This window comes from Pseudomonas sp. OG7 (assembly GCF_014192825.1).
Lineage (GTDB): Bacteria > Pseudomonadota > Gammaproteobacteria > Pseudomonadales > Pseudomonadaceae > Aquipseudomonas > Aquipseudomonas monteilii.
The window spans coordinates 330991-350053 of record NZ_JACHYK010000003.1 but is presented as its reverse complement, the minus strand read 5'-3'; the positions used below and the strand labels follow the sequence as shown (position 1 = coordinate 350053).

Genomic DNA, 19063 nt, shown 5'->3' with positions numbered 1-19063 from the left:
GCTGGTCGTCCATGCCGCCGGGCGCGTGCCCGGCGGGTTTGCAGCGGCCTCAGACCACATGGATACCGTTCTGCACCCACAGGTGATGGCTCGGATCCTCCTGGGCCGTGTATTGGTTATAGTCGATGCCGTCGGCGGTTTGGTTCCCGACCAGCGTCCAGTTGTCTGTCATGTGAACCGTGTCTTTGTCGTCCCCCTTGATGATCAGTGTGTCGTTGCCGGTTTCGGTGATGGCCACCACGTCCGCCAGGTTCAGGGTCAGCGCCACCGCGCTGGTGTCGTTGAGGTCGATGACTTCGATGTCATGCACCCGATCGGCCAGGTTGCCCAGGTCGATGCTGGCATCGCCGCCGCCCCACAGCAGGGTGTCGGTCCCTGTGCCGCCCTCGACGCTGGCGAAGTTCTGGTCGACCACCACCAGGGTGTCGTCCCCTGCGCCACCCTGCAGGGTGATATGGCCACCCTGGCTTCCATCGAGGTGGTCATTGCCGTCGGTGCCGGCGATCACCTCTGTGGAAGCGGATGCGGCCACACTGGCCAGTGCTACCCCTTCGTCACCGGTATCGGAGAGCAGCGACATCGTGCTGGTGAGACCAGCGGCGTTGTCCAGGTTGATGGTGAGCGTTGCGGTGTCGGTGGTGCCGTTGGGGTGGGTCAGCTCGTAGGTGAAGGTGTCGTGCTGGCCGACGGCTGTCGACGTGAGCCCTGAGTTGAGGGTGTAGGTGTAGCTGCCGTCGGCATGCACCAGCAGCGTGCCGTAGGTGCCCGCCACGCTCACCCCGTTATAGCCCGGGATGGTGTAGGTGTTGGCCGCCGTCAGCACGCTCAGCACGGTCAAGGCCGAACCCACGGTGTCATCCGCTAGCAGGTTGCCGGTTGCCGTGGTCGCGCTGCTGACCACGAACTCGGTGAGGTGCGTGGTGGTGGCGTTCACGCTGGTGGTGATGGAACTGAGCAAGCCGATGCCGCCCGCTGTAACGCGTATGTGGTAGGTACCCGTCCCCTGGTTCTGGAAGGTATAAGCCGCACCGCCCCCCAGCAGGCTGACCAATGAGCTGCCAGGCACCGACTGCACCAGCACATACTGGCCGGTGGCCGGATTGAGCTTGAGCAACTCGATGGTGGTGCCGTTGAGCAGGCTCAACAGGTTGGTGGAGTTGACCACCACTTGCAGGTTTGCCGTGGTATCGGCTGCAACCGCGGTGGTGTAGGTGGCCTGGCGCGTGCCAATTACCGGCAGGCTCAGCGTGCCCAGCGAGCTGCTGCTGGTGTCTACACGGTTGACCAGGGTCAGGTGGCTGAAGCCGACGTCGTTGACGGCATCTACCACTGTGGCCGGCGCACCGTAGTTGATGTCGCTCCACACCTCCGTGGCCTGCGGGCTGTCGATACGCACATACAGGTTGGCGGAGTCGGACAGGCCGTTCGCATGCACCAGCTGGTAGCTGAACACATCGACCTTGCCGACACTGCTCGGGCTGCCGTTTGGCGTGTAGGTGTAGCTGCCGTCCGCGCGGATCACCAGGGTGCCGTACAGGCCTTGTACCGTGGTGGCGCTGCCGGCCGCGACATAACTGCCGTCCTTGAACACCTGGAGCACGGCGGCGCTGTCCGGGCCACGTGCATCGACAGTGCCATCGGTGCCCACATCGGTGATGACGTTGCCGGTGGTGGCGGTGCCTGTCCCGGTGAACTCGGTCAGGCTGGTGGCCGTGATGTCCAGCGAAGTGGTCACGTTGGTGATCAGGCCTATACCGCCACTGCCCACGGTCAGGCGGTAGTCACCGGCTTGCAGGGTACCGATATCGACCTGCAGGCCGAGTGGTAGCACGATCAGGTCGAGCAGGCCCTGGGTGTTGCCGGTGGCAAGCGTCACCCAGGCGCCCGTAGCGTCTTTCACTTGCAGGGTGAACGTGGAGTTGTTGAGCAGCGCCAGTACGCTGTTGGTGGTCAGTGTCAGGGTCGGGTCCACCGTGGTGCCGGCGGCTACGGTCCAGGTGTAGGTCTTGGTGAAGCCCGACAGCAGGGTGGTGAAGCTGTCGGTGTAGGTCTTGGTTGCAGTGACCGGTACCAGGTTGACCGTTGCCGTTGCCAGGTTGTCGCTGGCGATGACCGGGGCGTTGGCATCCACATCGGGCGCGGTGATGGTGACGTTGCCCGACACGTTGCCACGCGGGTCGGTGAGGCCGACCGAAAGGACCTGGCCGTTGTCCTGAGGTGGGCTCAGGGTCACGGTGAAGCTGCCGTTCGGTTGTACGGTCGCGGTTTGCAGCACGGTACCGCTGGCGCTGCGCACAGTGACGGTGGCGCCTGCTTCGCCGGTGCCGGTGAGGGTACTGCCGTCGGCACTGATCTGCAGGTTTCCGGCCACTGCAGGCGGGGTCAGGTCCGGTGCAGTCAGGGCGGTGCCGGTAGACACGTTGCCGGCACTGTCGGTGAGGGTGACGCTGAGCGCCTGGTTGTCGATTTGCGCGGCAGCCAAGCTGACTACGAACAGGCCGTTGGTGCCCACCGTTGCGGTACCCAGGACGGTGCCGGCACTATTGCGCACGGTGACGGTGCTGCCGACCTGGCCAGAGCCGCTGACCAAGGTGCCGTTGGCGTTGATGACCGCCACCGGGGCTGCGGGCGGCGTGGTGTCCGGTGCGGTCAAACTGGTGCTGGCGGACAGGTTGCCGGCTGCATCGGTCTGGCGCACCACCAGCAATTGCCCATCGTTCTGTGGCGAGGTCAGGGTGATGCTGAAGGAGCCGTTGGCTTGCACCACGCCGGTACCCACCTGGCCACTCGGGCCTTGCACGGTGACGGTAGCGCCTGCTTCGCCGTTACCGGTCAGTACCGTGCCTGTGCCGTTGATGGCCACGTTGGTCGGCACGGCTGGCGGCTGGACATCGACTGCCGTGTAGCTGGTGCTGCCAGACGCGTTGCCTGCGGCGTCGGTCTGGCTCACGCCCAGTACCTGGCCGTTGAGCTGCGCCGCGTTGAGGTTGACGGTGAACACGCCACCGCCATTCACCAACGCCGTTCCAAGCACGTTGTTGCTGGCATCACGTACGGTCACTGTGGCACCGGCCTCACCGGTACCGGTAAGCACCAGGCCATTGGCCGACAGGCTGGTAACCACCGGGTTGGCCGGTGGGGTGATGTCGGCCGCTTGCAGGAAGACCGGCTGCGATTCGCCGCCCAGCAGGGAGACTGCCGTCACCGAGATGTGCTGGCCGTTGAGTTGAGCCGCGTTCAGCGTGATGCTGAAGCTACCCGTTCCGATGTTGGCGGAGCCTGAACCGATCAGGTTGCCGGCAGCATCGTAGACGCGAATGCTTGCGCCGGCTGCGGCCGTACCGGTCAAGGTAAGGCCGTCGCTGCCCAGTATCGCATTGGTCGGAGGTTCGGGTGGCGGTACCAGAGGGGTGATGTACGTCACGGCCCCTGAGGTATTGGTACCGTCGGACTGGCTCACGGAGAGGAGTGCGGCTGAGCCCGGCGTCGGCGAAAGGTTTATCTGGAAGTTGCCAGCGGCATCCACCAGACCGGTCCCGATCACGGTGCCGGTGGGGCCACCGATTCTGACGGTGACCGTGGCATTGGCTTCGCCCCTGCCGGTTAACGAGCTATAGGTATTGTCGATCGCCAGGTTGGTCACCACGGCGGGTGGCGAGGTGTCGTTGGTCTGGTAGCTGGCGGGTATCGAGGCATTGCCGGCAGCATCGGTGGACACCACGGTCAGCAGTTGGCCATTGTTCTGAGCCGGGTTGATGGCAACGGTGAACTCGCCATTGCCACCCACCACCACTGTACCCACGAGGCTGTTGTCAGGGCCACGAACAGTGATGGTGGAGCCGGCTTCCGCCGTACCGGTCATCGACGTGCCTGCCGGGTTGAGCAGCAGGTTGCCTGGCTGCACCGGTGCTGTCAGGTCTGGCGCGGTTACCTGCAAGGGCGCCGACGGGTTGCCGGTGGCGTCCTGGGCGATCACCGTCAGTACCTGGCCATTGATTTGCGGGTTGTTCAGGTCGAGCACAAAGGTGCCGTCCGGGTCGACTGTGACCTGGCCCAGCAGGTCGCCGTTGTTGTTGACCACGGTGACGCGGGTGCCGGCTTCGGCGGTACCGATCAGTTGGGTGCCGCTGTCGTTGAGGCTGGCGATCACGGTGGCCGGCGGGGTGATGTCCAGCGCCGTGACCGTGCTGACCGTCGATACATTGCCGCTGCTGTCGGTCAGGGTGACCTGCAGCAGTTGGCCATTCAGTTGCGGGGTATCCAGCTCGACCACGAAGGTGCCATTGGCAGCCACCACGGCAGTGCCGATCTGTGTGGTGCCGACATACACGCGCACGGTAGCGCCCGCTTCGCCGACACCGCCCAGTTCATCGCCTGCCACACTGAGCTGCAGCCCGGTTGCGGCGGCGGGGGGCGTATAGTCCGGTGCTTGAACGGTGACCGGCAAGCTGATGTTGCCGGGTGGGTCGGCCTGCTGCACCGACAGCACCTGGTGGTTGATTTGCGCGGGCGAAAGCTCGACGCGGAAGGTGCCGTCTGCCAGCACTGTGCCGGTACCCAGCACGGTGCCGGCGGCATTGCTGACGGTGACCGTCGCGCCTGCTTCGCCCAGGCCGCTGACCACACTGCCGTCGGCGTTGATCACCACGGCGGTAAGGGGAGCTGGCGGTGTGAAGTCCGGGGTTTGCAGGGTGGCCACGGCCGACACGTTGCCGGTGGCATCGGCCTGGGTGAAGCTGAGCAGTTCGGCGTTGCCCAACGCCGGGGTGAGGGTGATGGTGAAGTGGCCGCTGGCATCGACGGTGGCGCTGCCGATTGGCTGGCCTGCCGGGTTGGTGACGGTGACCAGCGCGCCCACTTCGCCGCGGCCGGTGATGGTCACGCCATCGCTGGATATTGCCAGCGCGGTGGGTGCTGCGGGTGCCGTGGTGTCCGGTGCAGTGATGGCACTGGCGGCGGACTGGTTGCCGGCGGCATCGGTCAGCACCACCTGCACCTGCTGGCCGTTGGCCTGAGGCGAGGCGAGGTTGACCTGGAACGTGCCGTCGGCGCGTACCGTTGCGTTGCCCAGCACCGTGCCGTCGGCGGCCAGCACGCGAACAGCAGCCCCCGTTTCACCGGTACCGTTGAGCAGGCTGCCACCGCCAGCGAAGGCCAGGTTGCCAGCCGCATCCGGCGCCACGCGGTCGGGGGCGGTCAGGCTGACGCTGTTGGACTCGTTGCCGGCCACATCGGACTGGCTGGCGCTGAGCTGTTCGCCGTTGATCTGCGCGGCGCTGAGGTTGACGCTGAAGTTGCCGCTGGCATCGACCACGGCGGTGCCCAGGTCGATCCCTCCTTCGCCGATGACGGTGACGGTGGCACCTGGCTCACCGCGCCCAGTGAGTACCAGGCCGTCGTTGGACAGCACCAGGTTGGTCAGTGGTTGCGGTGCCGTGGTGTCCGGTGCCTGCAGGGTCGCCGGCAGCGAGACTGCGCCGTCGCTGCCGGTGGCGCTTACCTCCAACCGTTCGCCGTTGGCCTGGGCGCTGCCGAGGTTGACGGTGAAGGTACCGTCGTTGGCTACCGGGCTGCTGCCCAGCAATACGCCGTTGGGGCCATACACCTTGACCGTGCTGCCCACCGTCGCGGTACCGGTCACCGACAGGCCGTCGGCGGCCAGTACCAGGTTGTCCGGTGTCGCCGGTGCCAGAAGGCCCGGCGCGGTGACGTTTTGTGCAGGGGAGACGTTCTGTGCGGCGTCGGCCTGGACCACGCTCAGGCTTTCACCGGTGATCGCGGCTGGCGACAGGGTGACGCTGAAGTGGCCGTCGGCGCCGACCGTGGCGGTGCCCAGCACGGTGTTGTCGGGTGCCCGTACGGTGACGGTCGCACCGGCTTCGCCATTGCCTGTCAGGGTGGTGCCACTGGCAGACACCGCCAGGTTGGTAACGGCCGCTGGCGGCGTGGTATCGGCTGCGGTGTAAGGCGCGGCCGGTGAAACGTTGCCGGCCGCGTCGGTAGCCGTTACCTGCAGGGTCTGCCCGTTGGTCTGGGCGCTGTTCAGGGTGACCTGGAAGGTGCCGTTGCTGCCGGTTGTCGCCGTGCCCAGCACGTTGCCGCTGGCATCGCGCACGGTCACGGTGCTGCCGGCTTCGGCGTTACCGGACAGTTGCAGCCCGGTGGCGGCGAGGGCCAGTGCAGTCGGTGCAGCGGGTGGGGTGAAGTCCGGCGCGGTAACGGCCACGGCGGCAGAGGTGTTGTTGCCTGCGTCGGTCTGCGTAACGCTCAGGTGCTGGGCGTTGAGCTGGGCGCTGTTCAGGGTGAGGGTGAAGCTGCCGTTGGCGGCCACCAGTCCAGTGCCGATGATGGTACCGTCCGGGCCGCGCACGGTGACTGTGGCACCCGCTTCGCCCAAGCCGGTCAGGGTCAGGCCGTTGTTGTTCAGCACCACGTTGGTGAGTGGGGTCGGTGGGGTCAGGTCCGGGGTGGCCACATTGACGGCTGGCGAGGTGTTGCCGGCGGTATCCACTTGCGTCACGCCGATGGCCTGGCCGGTGGCTTGCGGGGTGTCGAAGGTCACGGTGAAGCGACCGTCGGCGCCCACCGTGGCCGTGCCCAGCAACGCACCGGCGGCGTTGCGCACCTGCACGGTAGCCCCCACTTCGCCACTGCCGGACAGCTGCCGGCCGTCCTGGCTCAGCTCCGGATTGGTGATGGCGGCAGGCGGCGTGCGGTCTGGCGTCGTCAGGCTGGCCGGGCCGGAAATGTTACCGGCGGCATCGCTGAGGGTGACTTGCAACGCGCTGCCGCTGGTTTGCGCGCTGGGCAGTGTGATCTGGAACTGCCCACTCTGGTTGACGGTGCCGGTGGCCAGGATGGCACCACTGGCATCGCGTACGGTCACGGTGGCGCCGGCTTCGCCCTGGCCGCTGAGCACGGTGGCCGCGCTGTTGAGGCTGAGGTTGCTGGCGGCCAGCGGTGCCTGCAGGTCAGGGGCTTGCAGGGTGGCCGCGAGCGAGACGTTACCCGCCGCGTCGGCCTGGGTCACGATCAGGTTCTGGCCGTTGGCGACAGCGGGTGAGAAATCGATGCTGAACAGGCCGTTGCTGCCGACGGGCGCGGTTCCCAGGAGATTGCCCTGCGCATCGGTCACGCGCACGGTAGCACCCACTTCGCCTTGGCCTGTCAGCGTGCTGCCGGTGGCGTTGAGGACGACTTGGGTCGGTGCGTTTGGCGCCGTGGTGTCGTTGGCCACGACAATGGCTGGCACCGAAGGCTGGCCATCGACGGTAGCCTTGGCGCTGACCTGCAAGATCTGGGCGTTGAGCTGGGCGTTCTGGAAGAACACCCTGAAGGTGCCATCGCTGCCGACCGTGGCGGTGCCCAGGGTGGTGCCACCGGAGGTCACGGTAATCAGCGAGCCGACCGTACCTTGGCCGGTCAGCAGGAAGCCGTCGGCACTGATGGACAGGGCCGAAGGTGTGGCCACCTCGGTGCCGGTCGGGCCGGCAAGTGGCACTTCGGAGGATTCATTGCCGGCAGGGTCGATCACCACCACATCGACGGTTTCGCCGGTGGCCAGTGGCGGGTCGACGTCAACCACGAAGGTGCCGTCTGGCCCGACGGTTATCGTGCCGCGCACGCCGCTACCATCCTGATTGCGGATTTCCACTGTGCTCCCAGGTTCCGCGCTACCTCCCACTGTGCTGCCATCCGGGCTCACGGTCAGGCCGGTGGCCGCATCCGGGTCGGTTGTATCCGGGGCGTTGACGGAGACCGGAGCAGAGTCGTTACCGGCTGCATCGGTCACCACCACGGTCACCGTCTGGCCATTGGTCAGCGGGGTATCCAGCGGTACGCTGAAACTGCCATCCGGATTGACGGCCACCACGACCACATTGCCATTCCCGTCGTCCACGGACACTGAGTTGGCGCCAGGCGCATTGCCGGTGACGGTGCTGCCGTCCGGACTGACCAGCACGCCCGTGGGCACTGCCGGTGGCGTGATGTCCGGCGCATTGATCTGGCCGGGAAGGGACACATTGCCGGCAGTATCGGTCAGGGTCACGTTGAGTGACTGGCCGTCCAGTTGGGCGGGCGAGAGTGGCACGGTGAAGCTGCCACCTGCCGGCACGACGATGGTACCCACCAGGGTGCCGTCGGTAAGCCGCACTTCCACCGTGGACCCTGCTTCACCAGTACCCTGGATGGCGTTGCCGCCTGGGGTGATGGTGAGGCCGCCCGGCGCTGTTGGCGCGCTGCTGTCATCGGCGGTGAAACTGGCAGACGGTGAGGCATTGCCATCGCCATCGATCAACACCACCGACAATACTTCGCCGTTGGTCTGGGCGGGGGCGAGTGGTACTTCGAACGTGCCGTCGGGCTCCACCTGAATGGTACCCAGCAGGTCGCCTGCCGCGTTGCGAACTTCTACCGTGGTGCCTGCCTCGCCCTGGCCGCTGAGCAGTGTGCCGGTCGGATCCAGGCCCAGGCCTTGCGCTGGCAGCGGTGCCTCCAAGTCAGGCGCGGTCACGGTGCCGGCTGGGGAGTCGTTGCCGGCGCTGTCCGCCTGGGTCACAGACAGCGTCTGGCCATTGAGCTGGGGCGGGTCGATGCTCACCAGGAAGCTGCCGTCTGGCTGAACCGTGGCGGTGCCCAGCACGGTACCTGCTGTATTGGTAACACTCACCTGCGCACCTGGCTCGCCACTGCCGGTGATGGTCCTGCCATCGCCAGACAGGGTCAGGCCGGTCGGGGTTGCCGGCAACTCGGTGTCCGGTGCCGGCAGGTCGGCCGCCGCCGACAGGTTGCCGGTTGGGTCACGCTGCTCCACGGTCAGTGCCTGGCCGTTGGTCTGTGGTGGAGTGAGGATGATTTCGAATGCACCGTTCGGGCCTGCCACGGCACTGCCCAGCACGCTGCCATCCGGCCCACGCACGGTCACGGTGGCGCCAGGTTCGCCGCTACCAGTGACCGTGGTGCCTGTGCCATCGATGGTCGGGTTGGTGACCGCCTGCGGCGGCGTGGAGTCGGGTGCGGTGAAACTCACCGGGCCGGCGCTGTTGCCCAGGTTGTCGGTGGCCTCGACGCTCAGGCTCTCACCATTGCGCTGTGGCGCATTGAGGGTGACGTCGAACTTCCCGTCTGCACCCACTATGGCGGTGCCCAGCACGTTGCCGTTGGCATCGCGCACGGTGACGATGGAGCCGCTTTGGCCCTGGCCGGTCAGGTGAATGCCTGCGGTATCGATGGCCATCCCCGAGGGTTGCAGCGGGCCATCCAGATCGGGGGCAATGACGGTGGCGGTCGAGGTATTGCCGGCCGCGTCGCGCAGCACCACGTCCAGTTCCTGGCCGTCGGTTTGCGGCGGGTTGAGCACCACGCTGATCACGCCGTCGGCGCCGACCTGGGCGTTGCCCAGCACGACACCCTGGGCGCTGATGACCTGCACGGTGGTGCCCGGCTCGCCGCGGCCAGTGAGCAGGCTGCCATCGGCGCTCAGTTGCAGCTGGCTGGCTTCATTGGGTGGAGTGATGTCAGGGGCGGTGACCTGGGTCGGCAGTGACGCGTTGCCGGCACCATCCACAGCCACCACATCCAGGGTTTCGCCGTTGGCTTGTGCCGGGGTCAGTCCGATGGTGAAGCTGCCGTCCGGACCTGCCTGTGCGCTGCCCAGCACATTGCCCTGCGCGTCACGCACCTGCACCTGCGTGCCCGTCGGTGCGGTACCGGAAACGCTGGCGCCATCTGCGCTCACCACGACACCGCTGGGGCTCTCGGGCAGCGGTGCATCGGCAACCGTCACGCTAAGCCCTACCGAGGTATTGCCGGCGGCATCGGTCTGCACCAGCACCAGGGTTTCGCCCGCCGCCAACGGCGTTTCGAGGTCGACCACGAAGGTGCCATTTGGCGCGACGGTGCCGGTGCCGAGCACCGTACCCTGCGCATCACGCACTTCCACCGTGGCACCGGGTTCGCCACGGCCAGACACGGCCAGGCTGCCATCGGCGGCCACCACGTCAGTGACGAGTGTCGGTGCCGTGATGTCCGGGGCCACATAGCTCAGCGGTACAGAGGTGTTACCTGTCGCATCGGTCACGGTAATGGACAGTGTTTCGCCATTGGCCTGTGGCGGGTTCAGGGTCAGGCTGAAGCTGCCATCCGGCTGGGCGATGGCGCTGCCGATCAGGTTGCCCAAGCCGTCTTTCACCTCTATCCGGGCACCGCCTTCGGCAGTACCGGTCAGGGTGTCGCCATTGGTCAACACCAAGCCCGTTGGTTGCAGGGGGGCCACAAGGTCTGGCGCGGTCAGTGGGCCAGGTGTGGAGACGTTGCCGGCGGCATCGGTCAGGGTCACCTGCAGGGAGGAGCCATCCACCACTGGGGTTGGCAACTGCACGTTGAAGCTGCCATCGGGTTGAACGGTGCCGCTCACCAGCACTTGGCCCTGGTCGTCGAGCACTTTGACGGTGGCACCCACTTCGCCGCGGCCTGAAACCGTACGGCCGTCGGCGCTGATCACCAGGTTGGTGGCTGGCGCCGGCGGCGTGGTATCGCCGCCGTTATCGATGACCGGCGCGGTAACGGTACCGGCTGTGGAGGCATTACCTGCGGCATCGGTGGCGGTTACCTGCAACTGTTCGCCTGCCACTTGCGGCGGGGTGAGGCCAATGCTGAAGGCCCCGCTGGCGCCCACCACGACACTGCCCAGCAGGGTAGTGCCGTCGGCGGCCAGCACGCGTACGGTGCTGCCGGCTTCGGCGCGCCCGGTCACTGCGCTGCCATCGGCGCTGACGGCCAGTTCACTTGGCGCGGCTGGGGCGGTGATGTCCGGCGCAGTCACTTGTGTCGGCAGTGACGAGGCCCCGTTGGTGTCGATGGCGATCACATCCAGCAGCTGGCCGTTGGCCTGGGCTGGGGTGAGCACAACGGTGAAGGTGCCCCCGGCACCCACTACGATGCTGCCAACCAGGTTCCCATTGGCATCGTGCACTTCCACACGGCTGCCGACTGGCGCCGAACCGCTGATGCTGGTGCCGTCCGCCGCGAACACCAGGTCGCTCGGGCTGGCCGGCGTGGTCACCAACGGTACGTCGAAGGTCAAAGCTTGGGAAGCGTTGCCGCTTGGGTCGGTCTGCACCAGGCTCAGGCGTTCGCCCGGCAGCGCGGCCGGGTCGAGGTCGAGCACGAAGGTGCCGTTGCCGGTCACCGTACCTGTGCCGATCAGTGTGCCATTGGTGTCCCGCACCTCAACGGTGGCACCGGCCTCACCGCGACCGCTCAGGGTCAGGCCATCGGCACCGACCACGATATTGCTGACCTGCGCAGGTGGGGTGATGTCCGGGGCGTTGAATTGCAGCGGCGTCGAGGTATTGCCGGCGGCGTCCACCAGGCGGATGTCGAGGACTTCGCCATTGGCCTGGGCGGGGGACAGGGTAACGCTGAAACTGCCGTTCGGGTTGACCACACCGGTACCGATCACGGTGCCTGAGGTGTCGCGTACTTGCACAGTGGCGCCAGGTTCACCGCTACCGGTCAAGGTAACGCCGCTGGCCAGGTCGAGGCCGGTGGGCTGAGCAGGGGACTGCAGGTCTGGGGAGGCCACCGTGCCTGGAGTGGAGGCATTGCCGGCGGCATCGGTCAGCACCACTTGCAGGGTGCTGCCATCGTTGACGGGCGGTGTCAGGGCGATCTGGAAGGTGCCGTCCGGGTTGACCGTGCCGCTGGCCAGCACGTTGCCTTGGGCATCGCGCACCTGCACGGTGGCACCCACCTCGCCACGGCCGCTCAGCTGGCCACCGGCCAGGCCAACGACCAGGTTGGTCGGCGCCAGGGGTGGCGTGGTATCGACACCGTCGATGTCGGGGGCTGTGACGCTAGCGGCGCCGGAAGCATTGCCGGCGGCGTCGGTGGCGGTGACTTGCAGCACTTCACCGTCCACTTGTGCCGGGGTGAGGGTGATGCTGAAACTACCGGTCGCACCCACCACCGCCGTGCCCAGCACCGTAGTGCCGTCGGCAGCCAGAACGCGCACGGTGCTGCCCACTTCGGCACGGCCGGTGACAACGGTACCGTTGGCATTGATCGCGAGTTCGCTTGGCGCGGCTGGCGCGGTGATGTCTGGCGCGCTGACCTGCACCGGCAGCGACGATGCCCCTGTGCCGTCGATGGCCACTACATCCAGCAGTTCGCCGTTGGCCTGGGCCGGGTTGAGGATGACGGTGAAGGTGCCATCGCCGCCCACCACCACGCTGCCGACCAGGATGCCGTTGCCATCACGCACTTCCACACGGCTGCCCACCGGGGCAGAACCGGTGAGGCTGGTGCCATCGGCGGCAACCACCAGGCCGCTTGGGCTATCGGGGGCAGTGGTCAGTGGTACTTCATACTGCAAGGCTTCGGACGCGTTGCCGCTCGGGTCGGTCTGTACCAGGCTCAGCACGGCGCCTGGCTGGGCTGCCGGGTCGAGATTGACCGTGAAGGTGCCGTTGGCTCCGACCGTGGCGGTGCCGATGACGGTACCGCCCGCATCACGCACTTCGACGGCTGCACCCGCTTCGCCGCGACCGCTGAGCACCAGGCCACTGGCACCGACCACGACATTGCTGACGGCAGCAGGCGGGGTGATGTCGGGGGCGTCGAACTGCAGTGGCGCCGAGCTGTTGCCGGCGGCATCCACCACCCGCACATCCAGCGCCTCGCCATTGGCCTGGGCGGGGAACAAGGTGACGCTGAAGGTGCCGTCTGCGTTGACCAGGCCGGTGCCGATCACAGTGCCGGCGCTATTGCGCACCTGCACGGTGGCACCGGGTTCGCCGCGGCCGGTGAAGGTGACACCCTCGGCCAGGGCCAGGTCAGTAGGTTGCGCAGGGGCCTGCAAGTCCGGCGAAGTGACTGAACCGGGTTGCGAGACGTTGCCAGCGGCATCGGTGAGGGTGACTTGCAAGGTACTGCCGTTGTTCACGGCAGGAGCCAAGGTCACCGTAAATGTGCCGTCGGGGCTGACCGTACCGGTTGCCAGCACAGTACCTGCGGCGTCACGCACCTGCACGGTAGTGCCGGCTTCGCCACGCCCGCTCAGCTGGCTGCCGGCCAGGCCGACCACCAGATTGGTTGGTACGTCGGGTGGCGTGATGTCGCCACCGTCGATGTCTGGGGCGGTGACTGAACCTGCCGTCGAGGTGTTGCCTGCCGCATCGGTGGCGGTGACTTGCAGCACTTCGCCGTCCACTTGTGGCGGGCTGAGGGTGATGCTGAAGCTGCCGGTAGCGCCAACCACGACGCTACCCAGCACGGTAGTGCCATCGGCGGCCAGTACCCGCACGGTGCTGCCCGGTTCGGCACGGCCGGTGACGACAGTGCCATCGGCGTTGACGGCCAGTTCGCTCGGGGCGACCGGCGCGGTAATGTCTGGCGCGGTGATTTGCGTTGGTAGTGACGATACACCCGCATCATCGATGGCAACGACGTCCAGCAGTTCGCCATTAGCCTGGGCGGGGGCCAGAACGACAGTGAAGCTGCCATCAGGGCCGGCCACGATACTGCCGATCAGCGTGCCGTTGGCGTCGTGCACTTCCACGCGGGTGCCGGCCGGCGCCGTGCCGCTGATGCTGGTGCCGTCCTCGGCGAACACCAGATCGCTGGGGCTGGCCGGGGCGGTGGTTACCGGAACTTCGAACTGCAGCGCTTCGGAGGCGTTTCCGCTGGGGTCGGTCTGCACCAGGCTCAGTTGTTCGCCGGGCTGCGCGGCCGGGTCAAGGTCGATCAGGAAGGTGCCGTTGGCACCCACTACGCCTGTGCCGATTACCGTGCCGTTGGCATCACGCACTTCGACGGTGGCGCCGGCTTCGCCACGCCCGCTCAGGGCCTGGCCGCCGCTGCCGACCACGATGTTGCTGACCGCCGCGGGCGGGGTGATATCCGGGGCATCGAACTGCAGCGGGGCAGAAGTGTTGCCGGCCGCGTCCACCAACCGAACGTCCAGCGCTTCGCCGTTGGCCTGGGCTGGGTTAAGGGTGACGCTGAACAGGCCATCGGCGCCCACCACACCCGTACCAATGATGGTCCCAGCGGCATCACGCACCTGCACGGTGGCGCCTGGCTCGCCGCGACCGGTGAAGGTCACCCCATCGGCCAGGGCCAGGTCGGTGGGTTGAGCCGGAGGCAGCAGGTCGGCGGAGGTCACCGAGCCCGGCTGCGACACGTTGCCGGCAGCATCGGTCAGGGTGACTTGCAGAGTGCTGCCGTCGATCACGGCAGGGCTCAAGGACACCACAAAGGTACCATCCGGCCCAACGGTGCCAGTCGCCAGCAGGTTGCCCGCAGCGTCACGGACCTGCACGGTGGTGCCCGCTTCGCCACGACCAGTGAGCTGGCTACCGGCCACGCCGATCACCAGGTCGGTTGGTGCTGCGGGTGGTGTGGTATCGACGCCGTCGATATCCGGTGCGGTGACCGAGCTGGCTGTGGATGTGTTGCCGGCGGGATCGGTGGCAGTGGCTTGCAACACTTCGCCATCGACCTGCGGCGGGTTGAGGTTGATGCTGAACACACCGGTCGGGCCGACCACGGCGGTGCCCAATTCGGTGCCGTCTGCGGCAACGATCCGCACGGTGCTGCCCGGTTCGGCACGGCCGGTGAGCACGGTGCCGTCGGCGCTGACAGCCAGTTCAGTCGGCGCGGCAGGCGCGGTAATGTCTGGCGCGGTGATTTGTGCGGGCAGCGAAGAGACGCCGCTGTCATCGAAGGCGACGACATCCAGCAGTTCGCCGTTGGCTTGTGGCGGGTTCAGTTCGATGCTGAAGGTGCCATCGGCATTGGCGATGGCGCTGCCGATCAACGTACCGTTGGCATCGTGCACTTCTACGCGGGTGCCCGCCGGGGCGGAACCGGTGAGGGTAGTGCCGTCGGCATCGATGACCAGGTTGCTCGGGCTGTCTGGCGCGGTGGTGAGTGGTACATCGTATTCGAGGGCAACGGAGGCGTTGCCGCTGGGGTCGGTCTGCACCAGGCTCAGCTGGTCACCCGGCTGTACCGCAGGATCAAGGTCAATCAGGAAGGTGCCATTGGCCCCGACCACTCCGGTGCCGATCACGGTGCCGTTGGCATCACGAACTTCGACGGTGGCCCCGGGTTCACCTCGGCCGCTCAGGGCCAGGCCGCCGCTGCCGACTGCGATGTTGCTGACAGCGGCAGGAGGCGTGATATCCGGGGCATCGAATTGCAGCGGGGCAGAAGTATTGCCGGCCGCGTCCACCAACCGAACGTCCAGCGCTTCGCCGTTGGCCTGGGCTGGGTTAAGGGTAACGCTGAACCGGCCATCGGCGCCCACTACCCCCGTACCAATGATGGTGCCAGCGGCATCACGCACCTGCACGGTGGCGCCCGGCTCGCCGCGACCGGTGAAGGTCACCCCATCGGCCAGGGCCAGGTCGGTGGGCTGTGCTGGAGGCAGCAAGTCCGCCGAGTTTACTGAGCTGGGCGGCGATACGTTGCCGGCAGCATCGGTCAGGGTGACTTGCAGGGTGCTGCCGTCGATCACGGCAGGGCTCAAGGACACCACAAAGGTACCATCCGGCCCAACGGTGCCAGTCGCCAGCAGGTTGCCGGCGGCATCACGGACCTGCACGCTGGTGCCGGCTTCGCCACGACCACTCAGTTGGCTACCGGCCAGGCCGATGACCAGATTGGTCGGGGCATCTGGCGGCGTGGTGTCACCGCCGTCAATGTCTGGCGCCGTGACAGAGCTGGCTGTTGAGGTATTGCCGGCCGCATCGGTGGCAGTGGTTTGCAGCACTTCGCCATCGACCTGTGGCGGGTTGAGGTTGATGCTGAACACACCGGTCGGGCCGACCACGGCGGTGCCCAATTCGGTGCCGTCTGCGGCAACGATCCGCACGGTGCTGCCCGGTTCGGCACGGCCGGTGAGCACGGTGCCGTCGGCGCTGACAGCCAGTTCAGTCGGCGCGGCAGGCGCGGTAATGTCTGGCGCGGTGATTTGTGCGGGCAGCGAAGAGACGCCGCTGTCATCGATGGCGACGACATCCAGCAGTTCGCCGTTGGCTTGTGGCGGGTTCAGTTCGATGCTGAAGGTACCATCGGCATTGGCGATGGCGCTGCCGATCAACGTACCGTTGGCATCGTGCACTTCTACGCGGGTGCCCGCCGGGGCGGAACCGGTGAGGGTAGTGCCGTCGGCATCGATGACCAGGTTGCTCGGGCTGTCTGGCGCGGTAGTGAGTGGCACATCGTATTCGAGGGCAACGGAGGCGTTGCCGCTGGGGTCGGTCTGCACCAGGCTCAGCTGGTCACCCGGCTGTACCGCAGGATCAAGGTCAATCAGGAAGGTGCCATTGGCCCCGACCACCCCGGTGCCGATCACGGTGCCGTTGGCGTCGCGGACTTCGACAGTGGCACCCGGTTCGCCTCGGCCGCTCAGGGCCAGGCCGCCGCTGCCGACTGCGATGTTGCTGACAGCGGCAGGAGGCGTGATATCCGGGGCATCGAATTGCAGCGGGGCAGAAGTATTGCCGGCCGCGTCCACCAACCGAACGTCCAGCGCTTCGCCGTTGGCCTGGGCTGGGTTAAGGGTAACGCTGAACAGGCCATCGGCGCCCACTACCCCCGTACCAATGATGGTGCCAGCGGCATCACGCACCTGCACGGTGGCGCCCGGCTCGCCGCGACCGGTGAAGGTCACGCCATCGGCCAAGGCCAGGTCGGTGGGCTGTGCTGGAGGCAGCAAGTCCGCCGAGTTTACTGCGCTGGGCGGCGATACGTTGCCTGCAGCATCGGTCAGGGTGACTTGCAGGGTGCTGCCGTCGATCACGGCAGGGCTCAAGGACACCACAAAGGTACCATCCGGCCCAACGGTGCCAGTCGCCAGCAGGTTGCCGGCAGCGTCACGGACCTGCACGGTGGTGCCCGCTTCGCCACGACCAGTGAGCTGGCTACCGGCCACGCCGATCACCAGGTCGGTTGGTGCTGCGGGTGGCGTGGTATCGACGCCGTCGATATCCGGTGCGGTGACCGAGCTGGCTGTGGATGTGTTGCCGGCCGCATCGGTGGCAGTGGCTTGCAGCACTTCGCCATCGACCTGTGGCGGGTTGAGGTTGATGCTGAACACACCGGTCGGGCCGACCACGGCGGTGCCCAGTTCGGTACCGTCAGCGGCGACGATGCGCACGGTGCTGCCCGGTTCGGCACGGCCGGTGAGCACGGTGCCGTCGGCGCTGACAGCCAGTTCAGTCGGTGCGGCAGGCGCGGTAATGTCTGGCGCGGTGATTTGTGCGGGCAGCGAAGAGATGCCGCTGTCATCGATGGCGACGACATCCAGCAGTTCGCCGTTGGCCTGAGCGGGATTGAGCTCAATGCTGAAGGTACCATCGGCATTGGCGATGGCGCTGCCGATCAACGTACCGTTGGCATCGTGCACTTCTACGCGGGTGCCCGCAGGAGCGGTACCGGTGAGCGTGGTGCCGTCAGCATTGATGGCCAGGTTGCTCGGGCTGTCTGGCGCGGTGGTGAGTGGCACATCGTATTCGAGGGCAACGGAGGCGTTGCCGCTGGGGTCGGTCTGCACCAGGCTCAGCTGGTCACCCGGCTGTATCGCAGGATCAAGGTCAATCAGGAAGGTGCCATTGGCCCCGACCACTCCGGTGCCGATCACGGTGCCGTTGGCGTCGCGGACTTCGACAGTGGCACCCGGTTCGCCTCGGCCGCTCAGCGCCAGGCCGCCACTCCCAACTGCAATGTCGCTGACTGCACTTGGCGGGGTGATGTCGGGTGCTGTGAATTCAAGCGGGATCGAGCTGTTGCCGGCACCATCCACCAGGCGTATATCCAGTGCTTCGCCGTTGGCCTGGGCGGGCGACAGGGTGACGCTGAATAGCCCGTCGGCACCGACCAAGCCTGTACCAATGATGTTGCCGGCCGCATCACGCACCTGCACGGTGGCCCCTGGTTCACCGCGGCCAGTGAGGGTTACGCCGCTGGCAAGGGCGAGGTTGGTGGGCTGGTCTGGGGCGGTCGTATCAGGTGTCTCGACGTCTGGTGCTGCAATGCTGGCCGAAGGCGAGGTGTTGCCGGCTGCGTCCTTGGTGCTGACCTCCAAAGCCTGGCCTTCGGTCTGTGGCGGTTGCAGGGTGATGCTGAACTGACCGTCTGCACCGGCCACGGCTGAGCCCAGCAGCACCCCGTCGGCACCCCGCACCGAAACCGTAGAGCCTGGTTCTGCACGGCCGGTGAGGGTGGTGCCCTGTTCATTGATGGCAAGGTCGGTAGGTGCCAGCGGCGCAGTCACATCCGGGGCGGTGACTGTGCCAGGCGTGGAGACGTTGCCGGCGCCATCGGTCAGAGTGACTTCAAGGTTTTCGCTGTTGATTTGCGGCGGGTTCAACGTCACGTCGAAGGTGCCGTCGGCACCCACGGTGCCGCTGCCGATCAGGTTGCCGGCAGCATCACGGATGCTCACTGTGGTGCCTGCTTCACCACGGCCGGTCAGGCGCAGGCCATCCGGCGACACCAGCAGGTCGATGGGCGTGGCCGGTGCGGTGGTATCGGGGTCCGAACCGCCACCGCCGCTACCGCCGCCTCCGTTGTCGGCTGCCGCCGCAGCGCCACCGATGCCAAGCAGGCTGAGCCCGGCAATCGCCCAGGTCGGCATGGCGCTACCGGCAGTGCCGATACCCGCGACCAGTTCGTCCAGCGAGTTCACATCCTCGAAGGTGAAACCGGTGAACGCCGTTGCGTCGTACTGCGCGTGCCACAGGGTGCCGTCTTCACCGACGAAGACAATGTCGCTGCCGACCCCTGCCTGGTCCACGGCGAAGAAGTTGCCGATGGTGACCTTTTCACCCGATTTCAGGGTGATGATCAGGTCTTGCCCACGTTGGGTAACAGTGGCGACCTTGTCGGGGGCCACCGGCATCTGCACCACGCCTGGCCCTTTCAGGTTGATATTGCCCCAGGCGCTCTGAGTGGCGACTTCGGTTTGCTTATCGGCGACGACGATGTTGTCCATGAACGCTCCCTGCTGGTATCCGGATCCCCCGGCCCGAACCGTTCGGGCCACAACCTGCGT

At 66.7% G+C, this 19063-nt stretch carries 1 protein-coding gene; it reads right to left on the bottom strand.

Features of this window, described 5'->3' with window-relative positions; genetic code table 11:
• Positions 1-49: 49 nt before the first annotated feature.
• A complete protein-coding gene (locus FHW75_RS09695) occupies positions 50-19003 on the bottom strand; it encodes a BapA/Bap/LapF family large adhesin (protein WP_183673542.1) in 18954 nt (6317 codons plus the stop codon).
• Between the last annotated feature and the right edge of the window lie 60 nt (positions 19004-19063).

What these genes read in the sequence shown, in the direction of transcription:
- FHW75_RS09695 (WP_183673542.1), bottom strand. Translation starts at nt 19,003, where the DNA reads ATGGACAACATCGTCGTCGCCGATAAGCAAACCGAAGTCGCCACTCAG.